The organism is Bariatricus sp. SGI.019, assembly GCF_050315235.1.
Classification (GTDB): Bacteria; Bacillota; Clostridia; order Lachnospirales; family Lachnospiraceae; genus JAFBIX01.
This window is the reverse complement of the sequence record NZ_JBNPOQ010000015.1, coordinates 47,415-65,457: the sequence shown is the minus strand read 5'-3', so window position 1 is coordinate 65,457 and position 18,043 is coordinate 47,415. Positions and strand designations below refer to the sequence as shown.

General features: G+C 42.9%; 17 protein-coding genes and 2 pseudogenes. 17 read left to right on the top strand and 2 right to left on the bottom strand.

Going from position 1 to position 18,043, the window contains the following annotated elements:
* Positions 1 to 6: 6 nt before the first annotated feature.
* From ACQRD1_RS10760 to ACQRD1_RS10715, 10 genes and pseudogenes are all read left to right on the top strand, one after another.
* Complete coding sequence (locus tag ACQRD1_RS10760; protein ID WP_235232655.1) at positions 7 to 621, top strand: V-type ATP synthase subunit D; 615 nt, start codon at positions 7 to 9, stop codon at positions 619 to 621.
* Positions 618 to 2,459 carry a V-type ATP synthase subunit I gene (locus ACQRD1_RS10755; RefSeq protein ID WP_235232654.1) on the top strand — a complete coding sequence of 614 codons (1,842 nt, stop codon included), beginning with the start codon at positions 618 to 620 and terminating at the stop codon, positions 2,457 to 2,459. Before ACQRD1_RS10760 ends, ACQRD1_RS10755 begins: the two co-directional genes overlap by 4 nt.
* 26 nt (positions 2,460 to 2,485) lie before the next feature.
* On the top strand, positions 2,486 to 2,920 hold the full coding sequence (locus ACQRD1_RS10750) for a V-type ATP synthase subunit K (protein WP_235232653.1): 435 nt from the start codon (positions 2,486 to 2,488) through the stop codon (positions 2,918 to 2,920).
* A gap of 254 nt (positions 2,921 to 3,174) precedes the next feature.
* Positions 3,175 to 3,861, top strand: a pseudogene (locus tag ACQRD1_RS10745) (methionine ABC transporter ATP-binding protein); the annotation flags it as partial.
* Positions 3,862 to 3,902: 41 nt separating this feature from the next.
* Positions 3,903 to 4,551: pseudogene (locus ACQRD1_RS10740) on the top strand (methionine ABC transporter permease).
* Between the two features lie 31 nt (positions 4,552 to 4,582).
* Positions 4,583 to 5,443: a MetQ/NlpA family ABC transporter substrate-binding protein gene (locus ACQRD1_RS10735; protein WP_235232690.1), complete on the top strand. Its 861-nt coding sequence runs from the start codon at positions 4,583 to 4,585 to the stop codon at positions 5,441 to 5,443.
* A 112-nt stretch (positions 5,444 to 5,555) separates the two neighbouring features.
* On the top strand, positions 5,556 to 5,813 hold the full coding sequence (locus ACQRD1_RS10730; protein WP_427787542.1) for a hypothetical protein: 258 nt from the start codon (positions 5,556 to 5,558) through the stop codon (positions 5,811 to 5,813).
* Positions 5,814 to 6,776 carry an NAD/NADP octopine/nopaline dehydrogenase family protein gene (locus ACQRD1_RS10725; RefSeq protein ID WP_427787540.1) on the top strand — a complete coding sequence of 321 codons (963 nt, stop codon included), beginning with the start codon at positions 5,814 to 5,816 and terminating at the stop codon, positions 6,774 to 6,776. It abuts the gene before it with no gap.
* A complete protein-coding gene (locus tag ACQRD1_RS10720; protein WP_235232650.1) occupies positions 6,776 to 7,534 on the top strand; it encodes an aspartate/glutamate racemase family protein in 759 nt (252 codons plus the stop codon). Before ACQRD1_RS10725 ends, ACQRD1_RS10720 begins: the two co-directional genes overlap by 1 nt.
* A 17-nt stretch (positions 7,535 to 7,551) precedes the next feature.
* On the top strand, positions 7,552 to 8,718 hold the full coding sequence (locus ACQRD1_RS10715; protein WP_235232649.1) for a pyridoxal phosphate-dependent aminotransferase: 1,167 nt from the start codon (positions 7,552 to 7,554) through the stop codon (positions 8,716 to 8,718).
* Positions 8,719 to 8,808: 90 nt separating this feature from the next.
* Here the strand turns inward: ACQRD1_RS10715 and ACQRD1_RS10710 are convergent, their stop codons facing one another.
* Complete coding sequence (locus ACQRD1_RS10710; RefSeq protein ID WP_235232648.1) at positions 8,809 to 10,488, bottom strand: carbon starvation CstA family protein; 1,680 nt, start codon at positions 10,486 to 10,488, stop codon at positions 8,809 to 8,811.
* Between the two features lie 637 nt (positions 10,489 to 11,125).
* Between ACQRD1_RS10710 and ACQRD1_RS10705 the strand changes: the two genes are divergently transcribed.
* From ACQRD1_RS10705 to ACQRD1_RS10680, 6 genes are all read left to right on the top strand, one after another.
* On the top strand, positions 11,126 to 11,977 hold the full coding sequence (locus ACQRD1_RS10705; protein WP_235232647.1) for a Cof-type HAD-IIB family hydrolase: 852 nt from the start codon (positions 11,126 to 11,128) through the stop codon (positions 11,975 to 11,977).
* A gap of 167 nt (positions 11,978 to 12,144) precedes the next feature.
* A complete protein-coding gene (locus ACQRD1_RS10700) occupies positions 12,145 to 12,717 on the top strand; it encodes a 2-oxoacid:acceptor oxidoreductase family protein (protein ID WP_235232646.1) in 573 nt (190 codons plus the stop codon).
* On the top strand, positions 12,717 to 13,019 hold the full coding sequence (locus tag ACQRD1_RS10695; RefSeq protein ID WP_235232645.1) for a 4Fe-4S binding protein: 303 nt from the start codon (positions 12,717 to 12,719) through the stop codon (positions 13,017 to 13,019). Before ACQRD1_RS10700 ends, ACQRD1_RS10695 begins: the two co-directional genes overlap by 1 nt.
* A gap of 1 nt (position 13,020) precedes the next feature.
* Positions 13,021 to 14,202, top strand: a complete 1,182-nt coding sequence (gene porA, locus ACQRD1_RS10690) for a pyruvate ferredoxin oxidoreductase (protein ID WP_235232644.1) — start codon at positions 13,021 to 13,023, stop codon at positions 14,200 to 14,202.
* 12 nt (positions 14,203 to 14,214) lie between these two features.
* A complete protein-coding gene (locus ACQRD1_RS10685; protein ID WP_235232643.1) occupies positions 14,215 to 15,147 on the top strand; it encodes a thiamine pyrophosphate-dependent enzyme in 933 nt (310 codons plus the stop codon).
* Positions 15,148 to 15,161: 14 nt separating this feature from the next.
* Positions 15,162 to 16,625: a sodium-dependent transporter gene (locus ACQRD1_RS10680; RefSeq protein WP_235232642.1), complete on the top strand. Its 1,464-nt coding sequence runs from the start codon at positions 15,162 to 15,164 to the stop codon at positions 16,623 to 16,625.
* Between the two features lie 57 nt (positions 16,626 to 16,682).
* On the opposite strand, the gene ACQRD1_RS10675 is transcribed toward ACQRD1_RS10680, so the two are convergent.
* The gene (locus tag ACQRD1_RS10675) at positions 16,683 to 17,153 is read right to left on the bottom strand and encodes a hypothetical protein (protein WP_235232641.1); all 471 of its coding nucleotides are present in this window, start codon (positions 17,151 to 17,153) and stop codon (positions 16,683 to 16,685) included.
* A 163-nt stretch (positions 17,154 to 17,316) separates the two neighbouring features.
* On the opposite strand from ACQRD1_RS10675, the gene ACQRD1_RS10670 reads away from it, so the two are divergent.
* Positions 17,317 to 17,997, top strand: coding sequence for a TIGR00266 family protein (locus ACQRD1_RS10670; RefSeq protein WP_235232640.1), 681 nt, complete (start codon positions 17,317 to 17,319; stop codon positions 17,995 to 17,997).
* Positions 17,998 to 18,043 lie beyond the last annotated feature (46 nt).

The following is an 18,043-nucleotide window of genomic DNA, read 5'->3' as shown; positions in this document are numbered from 1 at the left end:
TAGTTGATGGCTATCAAACTTACAAAAAATGAGCAGAAGGTGCAGAAAGATCGCCTGAAACAGTATCAGCGGTATCTTCCGACGCTGCAGCTTAAAAAACAGCAGCTGCAGTCGGTGATCATGAAGACAAAAGCTGAGCTGGAACAGAAGGAAGTCGAACGTGCTCAGATGATCGGAGATCTGGATGACTGGGTTGCTGTATTTGCGGAGAATGAGATCTTTGACGAAAGCAAAAAGCTTGATCATCTGGTACAGCCAGACACAGTTATCTGTAAGAATGAGAACATCGCGGGTGTCACAGTTCCTACATTTCAGGAACTGACATTCAAAGACATTAACTATGATGTTGACGACTATCCTTTGTGGGTGGATACTGCAATCATAAAACTCCGTGAGATTGCCCGGCTGGATGCGCTGGTATCAGTACTTCGCAAACAGGAAGCACTTCTTGAGAAGGAATTACGTTCTACATCTCAGAGAGTTAATCTGTTTGAGAAAGTTAAGATTCCAGAGGCAAAGGAAAATATCCGGATCATCGGAGTATTCCTTGGCGACCAGCAGACAGCGGCAGTTGTTCGCGGAAAAATTTCAAAGAAAAAACTTGTGGAGGCGGCACAATGATAGAAAAGATGAAAATGGTCTACATCGTGTCATCGGTCTCCAAAAAAGACGAGATGCTCGATGGACTTCGAAATCTCGGAATTCTGCATCTGTCAGAGAAAAAGAGTCCTCAGCGTGCAGTGTCAGAAAGATTTACCAGTCTTTCAAAAACTGCATCCGCATTGATGGATTATGCGCCGGATAAGAAATCCAAGAACAAAGAGGAGGTTCCGATTCTTACGGATACTCAGTTTGAGGAGATGTATCAGGGTGTTTTGACAGCAATGGATAAAAAATCAGCTCTTATTCAGGAGATAAGTGCTGCCAATGCAGAAATCGAACGTATCAAAGCCTGGGGTGATTTTGAGCCAGGTGAATTAAAGCAATTAAAAGAAGCAGGGTATGATCTTCATTTTTACCGTTTAGGAAAGAATGATTATACGATGGTGGCAGAAGATCCGGAGATTCGGTTTGTTCGCCTCGCATCGATTGATAAGATGGATACCGTTGCTGTATTAGGAACCTTGCCGGCAACCATTCCGGCGGCTGAGTTTTCTATCCCGGAAAAAGGGATCAGTGAACTGACGAAAGAGATTGAAATTGCCCAGCAGGAAATTGCTGCGTGTGATGAGGTCTTAAAAAAAGCTGCTGTGTATGATTCCAGTTTTCAGGTTCAGATGCTCAAAGCTCAGAATGCGGAGAATTATTCTTCAGCAAGTGAGACTGCAGAAAATGATGATGATTTCGTCTGGATCTCAGGATACCTTCCTGAGGATGAGCTGGATAAATTTAAAACTGCAGCAAAAGAGAATAAATGGGCATGGGCGCAGGAAGATGTGTCGGAAGAGGATACGCAGATTCCTACAAAAGTAAAATACGGAAAACTGTCGGGATTAATTAAACCAGTGTTTGATATCCTGGGAATTCTGCCGGGATACAGAGAATCAGATATTTCACTATGGTTCTTCCTGTTTTTCACATTGTTCTTTGCAATGATCATTGGCGACGCTGGTTATGGTCTCCTCATTCTTATCGGAACCATTGCGTATGTGGCGAAAACAAAGAAACGAGATAATACAGTTTATTTACTGTTTGTACTATCGATTTCGACCATTATATGGGGAGCGATTACCGGTACATGGTTTGGTATGGAAAAGGCCATGGAAGTTCCGCTTCTTAAGGCGATGGTGATTCCTAATTTTGCCAATTATCCGGAGTACTTTGGTGTGACGGCTCTGACGCAGCAGAACACGATCATGAAGTTCTCATTTTCCATCGGAGCAATTCAGATGGCGCTAGGAAGTTTAATTTCTATCAAGAAAAAGATTGGTGAGAAGAATTTAAGCTGGGTGGCAGATTTAGGTTGGCTCGTAGCAATCATTGCAATGTATATGCTATCACTTTACCTGGTAATCGGAGAGAAGATTAGCGTTAAGCCGGTATTTGCACTCATTGGAGTTGCATTTATTACGGTAGTACTCTTCGGAGGAATGGCTCCGGATCGTACCTTTGCACAGGGAATCAAAGCAGGACTCGCGGATGCGTTTACCGTATTCTTAAATACCATCAGCTGTTTTGGTAATGTAATGAGTTATATCCGTCTGTTTGCGGTTGGAATGGCAGGTCTTGCCATTTCCCAGAGCTTTAACGGAATAGCGGCAGGTTTTCATGGTCCGCTTATAATTCTTGGTGTAGTGGTTGTATTGATTGGACACGGCCTCAACATTATTATGTGTTTCCTTTCTGTCGTAGTACATGGCGTCAGACTGAATGTTCTGGAGTTCTCGGGACAGGCTGGTCTGGAATGGACAGGAATTGCATATGAACCATTTAAAGAAAACGATAAGATTAAAAAATAGTATTATAAAGATAAAGGAGAATAATTATGAATTTAGCATTTGTTGGAATGGCAGCTGCACTTGGTCTGTCCGCTTCAGGATCAGCATTTGGTGCAGGATTTGCCGGAATGGCATCAGTTGGAGCATGGAAAAAATGTTATGCAAGTGGAAAACCGGCACCGTTCATTATGATCGCGTTCTCTGGTGCACCTCTTACACAGACAATTTATGGATTCCTTCTTATGAACTTTATTAAGTCTGCAATGGCAGGCGGTGGAGATCCAGGACTTGCACTTGGTGTTGGTATCTTCGGAGGTCTCGCAATTGGTCTCTCAGGATTGTTCCAGGGTAAATGTGCTGCAGCAGCTGCAGATGCGTTGGGAGCAACAGGAAAAGGTACAGCGAACTACTTTATCGTAGTAGGTATCGTAGAGACGGTAGCCCTCTTCACACTGGTATTCAGTTTGCTGCTTTTGGGCTAAGAACGAATACAAGTCCCATAAGTAGAAAATCCCAGAGGAGAAATCTTCTGGGATTTTTTTATCACGTAGAGATAAATGTCCAGATATAGTTTTGACCTATAGCTGGACATTTTTTTTATGTATTATACATATTAAACCTATCGTGTTAGTCTGATTACAGATAACAAAGAGTAGACAGGTGGTTATATTAGGTGGCAGAGGCAGAATACATTATAAAACTGGAAAATGTAAATAAGAAATTTAACCCTAAAGGCATGGATGTCCTCGCAGTGAAGGAAATAAATCTGGAAATACGGAGGGGAGAAATCTTTGGCATTATCGGATTCTCGGGAGCAGGAAAATCAACGCTTGTCCGATGTATCAATCTTCTGGAGCGGCCGACGGAAGGAGCGGTGTATTTCGACGGAGAGAATCTGATGGAAGCCAATCCTGCTGAACTCAGGAAGAACCGGCAGAAGATGGGAATGATCTTCCAGCAGTTCAATCTGCTGGAACAGAGGAATGTTATAGACAATATCTGTTATCCGCTGGAGATTGCAGGAGTAAAAAAGGCTGAAAGGCTTGAACGGGCAAAGGAACTTCTTACGCTTGTAGATCTTTCAGATAAGGAAAAGGCATATCCGGCACAGCTGTCCGGCGGACAGAAGCAGAGAGTAGCGATTGCCAGAGCACTTGCAACCAACCCGGAAGTGATTCTCTGTGACGAGGCAACCAGTGCCTTAGATCCGATTACTACTAGATCAATTCTGGGACTTCTGAAAAAAATCAATCAGACCCGTGGGGTAACGATTATCGTCATTACTCACGAGATGAGGGTTGCGGAGCAGATCTGTGACCGGGTCGCAGTTATGAGCCAGGGAGAAATCGTAGAATTTGGAGAAGTGAAAGATATCTTTTTAAACCCGCAGTCAGAGACAGCCAGAAATCTGATCCTGCCGGATACATATTTTGAGGAAGGGGGAGTACAGTTATGAGCCAGGAAATGATAGGACTGTTGGGAAAAGGAATTTTAGAGACACTTTATATGGTATTGGTTTCTTCGGCACTTTCTTATGTGATTGGAATTCCACTGGGTGTTCTGGTATTTGTGACAGACAGAAATGGTATTTGTCAAAATAGAGTAGTGAATTTTGTGGTGGGTGGAATCATCAATCTGGTCAGGTCGATTCCTTTTCTGATTTTGCTGGTTGCGATTCTTCCATTTACAAGACTGGTAGTGGGAACGACGATTGGATCGACGGCAACAATCGTGCCGTTAGTTGTAGCGGCAGCTCCTTATGTGGCGCGCATGGTTGAATCTTCACTGAAGGAAGTAGATGGTGGTGTCATTGAAGCAGCACAGGCTATGGGATCATCGGAATTTCAGATTATTTATAAAGTGATTCTTCCGGAAGCAAAGCCGTCGTTGGTAGTAGGAGCGACCATTTCTCTTGCCCACCATTCTGGGATACTCAGCCATGGCAGGATTTGTCGGAGGTGGAGGGCTGGGAGCAATCGCGACGAACTACGGATATTACCGCTATGACAGCCAGACGATGCTGATTACGGTTGTCTTACTGGTGGTTATCGTGCAGATTTTTCAGGAATCAGGACTTCGATTGGTCAATCGAATTGATAAGAGAATTAAATAAAGCAAAGTAAAGGTTAAAGGAGAATGATATGATGAAAAACAGAATTATTGCGTTAACGGCATTGGCAGTATTGACATTAGGATTAATTACAGGATGTGGTGTATCCTCAGATTCTTCAGGTGAGAGCACAACTGAAGAGTCCGCAAAGACTTCTGAAGAAAGCAAAGAACTGGAACCGCTTATTGTTGGAGCGTGTGTTACACCGCACGCAGAGATCCTAAATGAGCTTAAGAGTGATCTGGCAGAGAAAGGATACGATCTGCAGGTGGTAGAGTACAATGATTATGTACTGCCGAATACTGCACTGGAGGACGGAGATCTGGATGCAAATTATTTCCAGCATCAGCCATATCTGGATGATTTTAATGCGGAAAATGGAACACACATTGTAGGTGTGGCAAATGTTCATTTTGAGCCTCTTGGAATCTATGCAGGTAAGACTGCAAGCTTAGACGAACTGAAGGATGGAGCGGTAGTAGCTGTACCAAATGATACAACCAATGAGGCAAGAGCATTGCTTCTGCTGGAGCAGGAAGGTCTGATTAAACTGAAAGCGGATGCAGGGCTGCAGGCGACGGTGCTGGATATTGAAGAAAATCCGCTGAATCTGGAAATCAAAGAGTTGGAGGCTGCTCAGGTGGCAAGGGCAATCAATGATGTGGATGTTGCCTGCATCAATGGAAATTATGCAATTGAAGCCGGTTTGGATGCGGCAATTGCTCTTGAGTCTGCAGATTCCAAAGCAGCTGAGACCTATGCAAATATTATTGCTGTCCGCGAAGGCGATGAAGATACAGATAAGACCAAAGCACTTGTAGACGCAGTATTATCTGATAAAGTCAGAGATTTCATTAATGAAAATTATGCGGGAGCAGTTGTTCCGGTGTTCTAAATAGAAGTAAAAAACAGATATCATGCAGAGTTTGCACTAATGTGCAGGCTCTGCATGTAGTTATATGGGTAAAGTTATCCGGATACAGACACAGACAGGGAGGAAAGGAAATATGTATGGAATTGACGAATTAAAGAATGCACCGGTAGCGGTGCTGGGAGGCGGTGCAGTAGGAAAGACAGTAGCAGCTGATTGTAAGCTTGGCGGAAATAAGGTGCACCTTTATGATATGGAGCCCTTTGCAAAAAAGACGTTGGCAGGATTGGAGAAGACCGGAATTACTTTAGCGGGAAATCCAAAGAATAAATATGGTTTTAAACGGCTGGGAACTGCACATTTTGATCTGATCACAACAAATCTGGAAGAGTGAGTGAAGGGTTGTAAACTGGTTATTGTAGCAGTGCCATCGGTTGCGCATGAAGCTTTTTTTGAGAAAATGGTTCCGCTTCTGGAAGATGGAATGATCATACATATTATTCCGGATAATTTTGGGTCACTTAAGCTTCGCAGGAAGATGAGAGAACTGGGAGTTGAAAGAAAAATAATAGTAGGAGGATGGTCCAGTGCCCCTTATGGTACAAGAGTAGAAACGGAAGGCGGCGTGATGACTTCGGAATGCTGGCTGGTATACCGGGCAATTACACTTAGAGGAGCGGCGCTTCCGACAACGGATCAGGAAATATTTCTGGAGAGTTCTAAGGCATTGGGATGTTTTGATTCCATTACCCAGGAAGATGGATACACTTCAGGTGATACCGTAATGGATATTGGATTCAGCAATGTGAATCCGGTGCTCCATTGCCCGGGAACATTGCTGGGTGTGGGAGTTATGGAGAACTGGGGAAGAATCTTTGGCGGAAATGACAAACACAGTTACTCTATATACAGCCATGCCTATTGTGAATCCATTGCGGAGGTTCAGTATGCATTCTATCAGGAGGAAGTTGCTCTTGCAGAGAAGATGGGTGTGGGGATTCAGAAATTTTCTAAGAAAAATTTCCTGTCAAGAACAAGTATACTGGGGCCGGAATATATGGGAGATGACTGCATAGTTCCTTTTGACGAGCAGTGGCCGACCGGCTTTGGAACCGGTCCGTTCAGTATTCAGAATCGGTATATTACAGAGGATATACCGGTTGGATGCCATATTTACCACGAGCTGGGAAAGAAATACGATGTGCCGACACCGGTGATTGACAGTATGATCACGCTGGGCGCTGTTATGACAGGACAGGATTTCTATGCATCCGGATTAACGCTGGATGATCTGGGAATCGGTCATCTGAATAAAGATGAACTGCTGGCATATCTGAATGAAGGAGTATATGCATAATGTGGCAGGGAACATTAGAGAATCGTGAAGATCTGGCCGGTGTCGTTGAGACACCGGCACACTATACTGCGGGATTTGCAATTGGTATTATTGCAGTGAATCTGATTTATCCAAAGTTTCCGGGGAATGTGGCCAATGCAACTACTTACCCGTTTCCGGTATTGTATAAAAAGGTTTCCTTTGCGATTGAACGATTATTTGAAGGAGACAGTGCGTTAAAGGAAGAAATCATCGCAGCGGCAAAAGAACTGGAGAAAGAAGGAGTCCGGGCGATTGTGGGAGCTTGTGGATACTTTGCACATTTTCAGAGAGAAGTTGCAGAAGCGGTAGATATTCCGGTATTTTTGTCCAGTCTCTGTCAGCTTCCTTTGATTAAGACTTCCATTTCTTCCCGGAAAAAGATTGCAATTCTTGCGGCCAGCGCAGATAATATAAATGCAGAAGTACTGTCAAAAACAGGAACGGACATGAAGCGGCTGGTGGTGGCGGATATTGGAAGTCTGCCGGCGTTCCATGCGATATGCTATGGTGAGACAAGACTGGATAACGGTAAACTTACGGAAGAAATTTGTCAGACAGTGAAAGATCTCTTAAAGAGAGAGCCGGATGTGGGGGCAATTCTTCTGGAATGCAGTGACCTGCCTCCTTATGCCAGAGCGATTCAGGCTGTCAGTGGTCTGCCTGTTTTTGACTTTAATACCATGATTGATATGGTATATCATGTGGTAGTGCAGAAAACATATACAGGATATTTTTAAGGGGAGGGATAATCAATATGCCAGAGTTATCGAATAGAACGGCCGTGTTTACGGATTCTGTGATCCGGAGAATGACGAGAGTATCGAATCAGTATGGGGCGATTAATCTGTCTCAGGGATTTCCGGATTTTGATCCCCCAAAGGAGATTACGGACAGGCTTGCGGAAGTTGCACTGACAGGCCCACACCAGTATGCCTTTACCTGGGGAGCGCAGAACTTCAGGGAAGCACTGGCAAAGAAGCAGGAGCATTTTTCCGGAATGAAGATCGATCCGGATACAGAGATTGTAGTGACCTGTGGAAGTACAGAAGCTATGATGGCAGCAATGATGTCTGTGTGTAACCCGGGGGATAAGGTAGTGGTGTTTTCGCCTTTTTATGAAAATTATGGGGCGGATGCCCTCTTAAGCGGAGCGGAACCAATCTATGTGCCGCTTCATACGCCGGATTTTCACTTTGATGCAAATGAACTGGAGGAAGCGATAAGGCAAAAGGGTGTAAAGGCTCTGATCCTCTGTAATCCTTCAAATCCCTGCGGCAAAGTATTTACCAGAGAGGAATTGATGACGATTGCAGAACTCGCCGGACGTTATGATATTTATGTGATTACGGATGAGGTGTATGAGCACATTGTTTATGCGCCTTATGAGCATATATATCTGGCAGCACTTCCCGGTATGCGAAAGAGAACCATCATCTGCAGTTCTCTTTCTAAGACTTATTCCATTACCGGCTGGAGACTGGGATATGTCATTGCCGCACCGGAGATTATTGACCGGGTGAAGAAGGTGCATGATTTTCTGACGGTGGGAGCGGCGGCGCCTCTTATGGAAGCGGCTGTGACAGGCCTTCAGTTTGGAGATGAATACTATCAGAATTTGCAGAAACATTATACACACATGAAGCAGCTTTTTACCGGGGGGCTCAGAGATATCGGACTTACCTTTACGGAGCCTCAGGGAGCTTACTATGTGTTGGTGGATATCGGTGAATTTGGTTATGAGAGTGATCTTGAATTCTGTGAAAAATTGGCGGAAAAAGTCGGTGTGGGTGCGGTGCCCGGATCCAGCTTCTTTAGAGAAGATGTCAATCATCTGATCCGGTTTCATTTTGCAAAAAAGGATGATACATTGAATCAGGCACTGGATCGTCTGGAAGGAATATATAGAAAGATGAAAAGTTAAGATGAATATAAGAATATAAGAAACCGCATTCCATCATGAGAAGACATGAAGGAATGCGGTTTCTTGCAAACAATATATTATGATATGTTTTTAGTTTTCCTTTTCCATAAGTTTCTTAACACCCTGTATTGCTACAATGATGCCAAGTACCAAAAGCAATGCTGCAAATATCAGCTGCATTGTATTTCCAAGACTCAGCCCTGTTGTTACAAATGCCTTTGATAATTTTACGATTGTCATTCCCAATGCTGTGAATGTAACGGCCATCATGAATACCATAGGAACCCAAAGCATTACACCCTGTCTTTTTGTCTTTTTCAGGAATACTGCACAGGCAACCAGGGCCAGTACAGATAACAACTGGTTTGCAGAACCGAACAGAGGCCAGATTTCTGCGTAGCCGACTTTGGCCAGAAGGTATGCCAATACCAGTGTTAAAATGGTTGCAAAATACTTATTGGTTACAACTTTCAAAAATGGACTCATATTGTCATCATCAACATCTTCATCTAAAAAGAATTCCTGGAAGGACAGTCGTCCGACTCTGGCTACAGAGTCCAATGAAGTCAGTGCAAATGCAGATACCGCAAGAGTGATCAATGTATATACCAATGAATGCGGGAGACCAATGACTGACAGGAAATTGGCAATTGCACCAGCAAATATCTGAGGCTGTGTTGTCAGACCCTGGGATGCAGCTTCACCCTTTGCAAAAGAAGCAACTGCAATCAGTGCGATAACAGCAAGCATACTTTCCATCAGCATTGCACCGAAAGATACCGGCAACATATTCTTTTCATTTTTTATCTGTTTAGAAGCAGTACCGGAAGAAACCAGAGAATGGAATCCTGATACCGCACCACAGGCAATCGTAACAAACAAAATCGGGAACAGATACTGTCCATCCACATTGAATCCGGTAAATGCTTTCAGATTACAGGACGGATTGGATACAAATACTCCGATCACGGCTCCGGCAATCATAAAGATCAGCAGATAACTGTTCAGATAATCTCTTGGCTGTAGCAATGCCCACACCGGCGCTACACACGCAATTAAAACATAAGCAAATATAATCAGATGCCATACATCACGGCTTAGATAAACCGGGAACTGCAGTCCAAGTACTACTGCTGCGACAAGCATTACAATTGCAATTGCTGTATTCACCCATTTATTTAATTTTGCATATTTCAAAATCATGCCCAATACAACAGCCTCTAAAATAAACAGTACGGATGTTGTGGCAACGGCACCGTTCGCTGCTACTTTAGAAACAACTCCAGATTCATCCGCCACGAATCCGTTAAATGTACCGGCTACCACATCTGCAAATGCTGCAACAACCAAAATGCAGAACAGCCAAGTGAACAGCAGGAACAGTTTCTTACCAAGTTTGCCGATATATTCTTCAATAATATATCCAATTGTACGTCCTTTATTTTTTACAGAAGCATACATTGCTGCAAAATCCTGTACAGCTCCGAAAAATACACCACCAATCAATATCCAGAGCAATACCGGAAGCCATCCAAAGATAGCAGCCTGAATTGGTCCATTGATTGGGCCTGCACCTGCAATGGATGCAAATTGATGACCAAATACCACATTGGTATCTGCCGGTACATAATCCACACCGTCCTGAAGTTCATAAGCCGGTGTTTTTGCATTTGGGTCTATTCCCCATTTTTTCTGAAGATATCTCCCGTACAGGAGATATGCGCCTCCAAGTACTACAATGGCGATAACCATCATTAAGATTCCACTCATTACCTAATACCTCTTTTCTCCTTTGTCAGGCTCAGATTCTGTTATGAGTCTGTATCTTTATATGTATTTATAAAAAAACGCCCTTACAGTCCATGCTGGACTGCAAAGGCGGAATTTTCCGTGGTACCACTTTGCTTGCCGTAATCAATCAACGGCCACTCTTCCTGAATCTGTCATATGAAACAGTCTCTCCTGTAACGTAGAGAAAACGTCCTTACTTACTTGCATCTTTTAATATATCAACTTGATTGTTAATGCTTTTGGCAGGATGCTCCAGGGTGATGTCTCAGGAAGGCTTTCTGTCATCTCTCACCAGTTAACGACTCTCTGTGCTCCGGTATCTTCCTGTGATGTATCCCTTTCATCGCATTCTTTGGAACTTTTTTATGGTTCCTTCGCTTTTGATAAGCTATATTATAGCACCTTTTTTCATAAGTACAAGCTGTGAATTGTATATATTTGACATATTTTATGGTTGTTTTTTGGATACTTTTACCAAGAGAAAACAAAGAGGTTATCGACTTTGAAGTTCGCAAGTGTTTTGTATTTGGCAAAAACTCATATTTGATTTATAATAATGAATTATGTACGAAGTCTGGAATATGGTTAAAATGAGGGATTAATATCGGGAGGAAAGATGAAGACAGATTTTGGGAAGAAGAGGAAAGTTACATGTATAGCACTGGATCTGGATCAGACTACATTAAATCATCAGGGCAGATTGAGTGAAAGGAACCGGCAGGCAATCGAGTCTGCGATTCGAAAGGGGGTTCAGATTGTGATAGCAAGTGGACGGGCTGTATCTGCGCTTCCGGATGATATTTGTAATATCAATGAAATTCGATACGCAATTACTTCTAATGGGGCGGCGGTCTATGATCTACATACGAAGGAATGTCTGAAACAATATAAGATGACAGGGGATTCTATTGAAAAAATATTGCATTACACGAAAAATCTGGAAGTGGCTTATGAGACTTTTATTAATGGACAAGCATATGGACAAAAGGAATATGTAGAAGATCCTGTCCGCTTTGGGGCAAGTCCAATGGCAATTCCTTATATACAGAGTACCAGAAAGCCGGTGACAAATATTAGAGATTTTTTGCTGGATTACAAAGAGCAGATAGAAAGCATTGATGTGGTGGTAAAAGACGAAAACCTGAAAAAGAAGTTGTGGAAAGTATTTGAAGAAAATATTTCCGATATTTATGTCACATCTTCGGTACAGCAGTTGCTGGAAATTTCTTATCAGAAGTCAGGGAAGCATTCTGGGGCAGCATATATTCTGGAATATCTTGGACTGTCACGGGAGGGATTGGCAGCCTTTGGTGATGGAGATAATGATGCAGAGTTATTAAAATTCGCGGAGATAGGTATTGCTATGGAAAATGCATCTGATGCCTGCAAGGAAGCGGCAGATGCCGTGACATTATCCAATGATGCAGATGGTGTTGCCTATTGGATAGAGAAACTCCTAAGAGTGTAGATTTGGCAAATATAAGAACGTCGGATATAGTTTTGGTGGACAAAAGCGTTATCTTAAAGTAAAATAAAAGGAATATGATTAAAAAAACAGAGTATGCTCTATAATTGCCGGATGAATGATATCTCGATCAGCATACAATTTCAAAGAGAAAGGAAGATAGAAGGAAGATGAGTAACCATACAGAAATCAGATGGCATGGCCGCGGCGGTCAGGGTGCCAAAACTGCTGCTTTGCTTCTTGCAGATGTAGCATTCAAGACAGGAAAATATGTCCAGGGCTTTCCAGAGTACGGCCCGGAACGTATGGGAGCGCCAATTACGGCATACAATCGAATCAGTGACACACCGATTCGTGTACATTCTAATATTTATGACCCACAGTATGTAGTCGTTGTGGATGAATCCCTCCTGGAATCGGTAGATGTTACCAGCGGATTGAAGGAAGATGGAGCAATCCTGGTGAACACACACAGGGCAAAAGAAGAGATTATTCCGCATTTAAAAGGATATAAAGGAAAGGTATATACGATTGATGCTTATAAAGTATCCATGGCAACAATGGGAAAGTATTTCCCTAATACACCGCTTCTCGCAGCAATTGTGAAGGTTGCAGGTATCATGGATGAAGAGACATTTTTACGAGAGATGAAAGCGTCATTCTCACACAAATTTGCCAGCAAGCCGGAGGTCATTGACGGAAACATGGCTGCGCTTGAGATGGCACTGAAGGAGGTACAGTAATGGCAACAGATATCACAAAATTAGGAGTAAAGACCAAGTGGCAGGATCTGACAGAAGGTATGATCGTTGCCGGAGCAGGAACCTCCAAAGACTTTCACACTGGAGAATGGTCGACACATAAGCCGGAATTTATGGAAGAAAAATGTAAGCAGTGCTTGCTCTGCGTGCCGGTATGCCCGGACAGCTGTATTCCGGTAAAGGATATGAAAAGAGGCGCATTCGATTATGATCACTGTAAAGGATGCGGTATTTGTGTAAAAGCATGTCCATTTGGGGCAATTACGATGGAAGGGGTGAAGTAAGATGGCAAAGAGAGATCGTTTATCAGGAAATGAGGCAGTAGCAATTGCCTTAAGACAGATTAATCCGGATGTATTCCCGGCATTCCCAATTACACCATCTACAGAGATCCCACAGTATTTTGCTTCTTTTGTGGCAAATGGACAGGTAGATACAGAGTTTATTCCGGTAGAAAGTGAGCACAGTTCTATGAGTGCGGCAATCGGAGCTTCTGCAGCAGGTGCACGAAGCCTTACTGCAACTTCCTCCTGTGGCCTTGCTTATATGTGGGAGGAATTATACATAGCAGCATCGAACAGACTTCCGCTGGCACTGGCATTGGTGAACCGTGCGTTATCTGGTCCGATCAATATCAACTGTGACCATTCTGACAGTATGGGAGCAAGAGATGCAGGATGGATTCAGATCTATGCAGAGAACAATCAGGAAGCCTACGATAACATGGTACAGGCATACCGAATCTCAGAACATAAGGATGTAAGACTTCCGATCATGATCTGTCAGGATGGCTTTATCACCAGCCATGCAGTGGAGAATATTGAACTTCTGGAAGACGAAGAAGTCAAGAATTTTGTGGGAGAATACGAGCCGGAGAATTATCTCCTGAATCCAGAGTGCCCGATGGCAGTCGGCCCTTATTCTATCACCGATTATTATATGGAAGCAAAACGGAATCAGGCAGAAGGAATGAAGCATGTAAGCCAGGTAGTACTGGATGTGGCAAAGGAATTTGCAGAGCTTTCAGGAAGAGAGTACGGCCTGTTTGAAGAGTATTGCATGGAAGATGCAGAAAGAGCAGTCATTATAATCGGTTCCGCAGCAGGTACAACAAAGGATGCTATTGATAAACTGCGCGCACAGGGAGAAAAAGTCGGAATGATCAAGATCCGTCTGTTCCGCCCATTCCCGGCAGATGAGATTGCAGAAGCGTTAAAAGAGGTAAAGGCAGTTGCGATCATGGATCGTGCAGAGAGTTATACCAATCACGGCGGTCCATTGGGAGCAGATGTAATGGCAGCATTGTTCCGCGCAAGATCACAGGCTCTGGCGATCAATTATATCTATGGACTTGGTGGAAGAGACGTACGTGTAGAAGATATGGAAGCAGTCTATGAGACCCTGAAGCAGATCATTGCAGACGGTGATGCAGGCGAGACTTATCGTTATATGGGAATCAGAGAATAGGGGGCGAAGAAGATGAGTTATAATTTTAAAGAGACAATGAATAAACCGGAACGTCTGGCTCCGGGCCACAGAATGTGTGCCGGCTGTGGCGGAACGATTGCAGTAAGAAATGTACTTCGCGGCCTTCATGAAGGAGATAAGGCAGTCATTGGTAATGCAACGGGATGTCTGGAAGTATCTACTTTTACTTATCCATATACGGCCTGGGAAGACAGTTATATCCACAATGCATTTGAAAATGCAGGTGCGACCTTAAGTGGTGTAGAAGGTGCCTACAAGGCATTAAAGAGAAAAGGAAAATTAGACGAGACCTACAAATTCATCACATTCGGCGGTGACGGCGGTACTTATGATATTGGTCTTCAGTCCTTATCTGGTGCGATGGAGAGAAATCAGGACATGGTCTATGTGTGCTATGATAACGGCGCGTATATGAACACCGGTATTCAGCGTTCTTCTGCGACACCGATGTATGCCGATACTACCACAACTCCGGTTGGAAGTCAGAGTAACGGAAAACCGCAGAACAGAAAAGATTTGGCAGCAGTGATTGCAGCACACGATATTCCGTATGTTGCACAGACTACATTTGTACAGAATTTTAAAGACCTGCATATAAAATCTGAAAAGGCTATTTACACACCGGGTGCTGCTTTCCTTAATATTATGGCTCCGTGTCCTCGTGGATGGAGATATAACACACCAGATATTATGGAGATCTGCAAACTGGGTGTTGAGACATGTTATTGGCCGTTATTCGAAGTAGTGGAAGGAAAATGGATCTTGAATTATGAGCCGAAGAAAAAACTTCCAATTGAAGATTTTCTGAGACCACAGGGAAGATTCAAACATCTATTTAAAAAAGAAAATGAATATCTGATCGAAGCGTTCCAGAAAGAAGTTGACAGACGATGGGAAGAACTTCAGTTCAGATGTTCCAGATAAAGGAGAGTTAACAAGTGAAACGAGAAAAGTTTGGTTCCCGTCTGGGGTTCATACTTGTATCGGCAGGATGTGCCATTGGGATTGGTAATGTATGGAAGTTCCCTTATATGTGCGGGGAGTTTGGAGGAGCAGCATTTATCCTGATCTATCTGGTATTCCTTCTTATTCTTGGTATTCCTGTATTAGTATGCGAATTTGCAGTGGGACGAGGCAGCCGTCACAGCGTGGCAGCTGGTTTTGAAGCACTGGAGCCGGAAGGAACACGATGGCATGTAATGAAATGGATCGGTATTATCGGCAGTTATCTGTTGATGATGTTCTACACAACGGTCGGCGGCTGGATGATGTACTATTGTTATCGTAGTATCAAAGGTGAATTTTCCGGAGCTTCCTCAGAAGCAGTCACGGAAGGTTTTACAGACATGTTGGGCAATGTATCAATGATGACCTTTTGGACGATTCTTATCTGTATCATTGGTTTTGCGGTCTGTATTTTTGGAATTCAAAATGGTATAGAAAAAGTATCAAAGATCATGATGTCTTCACTCCTTCTGATCATGATCGTGTTGGCAGTACATTCTGTATTCCTGGAAGGTGCAGGAGAAGGAATCCGGTTTTATCTGGTTCCTGATTTTAAACAAATGCAGGAGATTGGGATCGGCAATGTGATTTTTGGAGCCATGAGTCAGGCGTTCTTTACTCTTTCTATTGGAATTGGTGCTATGCTGATCTTCGGGAGTTACATTGGAAAAGAAAGAAGCCTTACCGGAGAGGCAATCAGTATCACAGTATTAGACACCTTTGTTGCATTGATGGCTGGATTTATTATTATTCCATCCTGCTTTGCGTTTGGAATTGAACCGGGAGCAGGTCCCAGTCTAATATTCATTACCATTCCGAATATATTTGCTCAGATGCCCGGAGGACGGTTGTGGAGTGCATTATTCTTTTTGTTCCTGACATTTGCAGCATTTACAACAATCGTGGCAGTATTTGAGAATATTATATCTTTTGATATAGATTTGTTTGGATGGTCTCGCAGAAAAAGTGTATTGACAAGTGCTGTGCTAATTATTCTGCTGAGTATGCCATGTGTATTGGGATTCAATCTTCTGGCAGGATTCGAGCCATTAGGAGCAGGAACGAATATTATGGATCTGGAAGACTTTATCGTATCCAACAATCTTCTTCCGCTTGGAAGTCTGGGTTATGTATTGTTCTGTACAAGAAAGAATGGCTGGGGCTGGGATCATTTCCTGAAAGAAGTAAATACAGGAAAAGGAATCAAATTTCCGACCATGTTAAAAGGATATGTATCTTATGTACTTCCACTGATTATTATCGTGATTTATCTTAAGGGGTATTATGATAAGTTCGTCAGTCTTGGAAAGACTGCGTTGGCAGGATGGATGGCAGCAGCCATACTATTCCTTGGTTTTGTATTATTCTGTGCATTGACACACAAAAAAGAAAAATAAAAGAAGTTTGTGAGATGAACTGGTGTAATAACGAAAATCAAGCTGTTACACCAGTTTTTAATATGCGATTTGTTCTAATTTATCAACATGCTTTTCAAGATTAGAAATCCGAATCTCATGAAGAGGGATGGTATCGGCATCCAGTTTAATGGTCCGGACAAGAGATTCCAGATTATCCAGGCGGTTTTCAATGCGTGCAAAATGTTCATTCGCCTTTTCCTGTACAAGATCGACTTCTTCTAGAATCGAGTTCATAAGATAGCGATTGTTACTTTCGAACTTCTCATCTACAGCTGTACGATGTTCTTCAAGCTTGTAATCAATATAAGTCTGTTGTTCTTCAAGCTTATGGTCAATATAAACTTGCTGTTCTTCAAGCTTGTGGTCAATATAAGCCTGCTGTTTTGCAAATGACTGTTTTATCCAAGCATCCTGTTCAGCAAACCGCTGTTCAATCCTAGCATCCTGTTCGTTAAACCGTTGATCTAAAATCTCGGATATGGATTGTAATAATTCTTCGTTTGACATGTAATCATCTCCTTGTTTTGGGTATGTGTATAGATTATACCAGTAGAAATTTTAGTGCGCAATGATAAAATATATGAAAAAAATATTCTAAATTTTCTGTGAATTGACATGACCACTATAAGTAGTTATGATGGAATTAATGAAAAAATGGAGGTATGAAAGCATGAGATATCAAATACAAGGGGATACGCTTCCGGTTGTGATCTGCCAGCTTGAAGGTGGCGAAAGGATGATTACACAAGGTGGTGGTATGGCATGGATGTCACCGAATATGTTGATGGAAACGACGACAAATGGAGGATTAGGAAAAGCTTTTGGAAGAATGTTTTCAGGTGAGCATATTTTCCAGAATATTTATACTTCTCAGGGAGGAACTGGAATGATTGCATTTGCTTCCAGCTTTCCAGGATCGATCAAAGCATTTCAGATTGCTCCGGGACAAGAGATGATATTCCAGAAAAGTGCATTTCTTGCAAGTGAAGCAGGTGTAGAACTTTCTGTATTCTTTAATAAGAAATTTAGTTCTGGACTGTTCGGAGGAGAAGGATTTATCATGCAGAAAGTCAGTGGTCATGGAATTATGTTCGCTGAATTTGACGGACATGTGGTTGAATATGAGCTTCAGCCCGGGCAGCAGATCGTAGTAGATACAGGACATCTGGCTGCGATGACAGGCAGCTGTAGAATGGAGATTCAGAGTGTTCCGGGAGTGAAGAATATGTTGTTTGGCGGGGAAGGAATCTTTAATACTGTGATCAGCGGACCGGGCAGAGTATGGCTTCAGACCATGCCAATCAGCAATGTGGCCGGCGTATTAAGACCTTATCTTCCATCAGGTTCATAGGATAGATAGAGAAGAAAAAACCGCACTTGACTTTAGGGGAAGCCAA

Coding starts and splice junctions, on each gene's coding strand:
- ACQRD1_RS10720 (WP_235232650.1), top strand. CDS start 6,776: ATGTGGCAGGGAACATTAGAGAATCGTGAAGATCTGGCCGGTGTCGTT.
- ACQRD1_RS10755 (WP_235232654.1), top strand. CDS start 618: ATGATAGAAAAGATGAAAATGGTCTACATCGTGTCATCGGTCTCCAAA.
- ACQRD1_RS10710 (WP_235232648.1), bottom strand. CDS start 10,488: ATGAGTGGAATCTTAATGATGGTTATCGCCATTGTAGTACTTGGAGGC.
- porA (WP_235232644.1), top strand. CDS start 13,021: ATGGCAAAGAGAGATCGTTTATCAGGAAATGAGGCAGTAGCAATTGCC.
- ACQRD1_RS10705 (WP_235232647.1), top strand. CDS start 11,126: ATGAAGACAGATTTTGGGAAGAAGAGGAAAGTTACATGTATAGCACTG.
- ACQRD1_RS10730 (WP_427787542.1), top strand. CDS start 5,556: ATGTATGGAATTGACGAATTAAAGAATGCACCGGTAGCGGTGCTGGGA.
- ACQRD1_RS10760 (WP_235232655.1), top strand. CDS start 7: ATGGCTATCAAACTTACAAAAAATGAGCAGAAGGTGCAGAAAGATCGC.
- ACQRD1_RS10670 (WP_235232640.1), top strand. CDS start 17,317: ATGAGATATCAAATACAAGGGGATACGCTTCCGGTTGTGATCTGCCAG.
- ACQRD1_RS10735 (WP_235232690.1), top strand. CDS start 4,583: ATGAAAAACAGAATTATTGCGTTAACGGCATTGGCAGTATTGACATTA.
- ACQRD1_RS10685 (WP_235232643.1), top strand. CDS start 14,215: ATGAGTTATAATTTTAAAGAGACAATGAATAAACCGGAACGTCTGGCT.
- ACQRD1_RS10715 (WP_235232649.1), top strand. CDS start 7,552: ATGCCAGAGTTATCGAATAGAACGGCCGTGTTTACGGATTCTGTGATC.
- ACQRD1_RS10695 (WP_235232645.1), top strand. CDS start 12,717: ATGGCAACAGATATCACAAAATTAGGAGTAAAGACCAAGTGGCAGGAT.
- ACQRD1_RS10700 (WP_235232646.1), top strand. CDS start 12,145: ATGAGTAACCATACAGAAATCAGATGGCATGGCCGCGGCGGTCAGGGT.
- ACQRD1_RS10675 (WP_235232641.1), bottom strand. CDS start 17,153: ATGTCAAACGAAGAATTATTACAATCCATATCCGAGATTTTAGATCAA.
- ACQRD1_RS10750 (WP_235232653.1), top strand. CDS start 2,486: ATGAATTTAGCATTTGTTGGAATGGCAGCTGCACTTGGTCTGTCCGCT.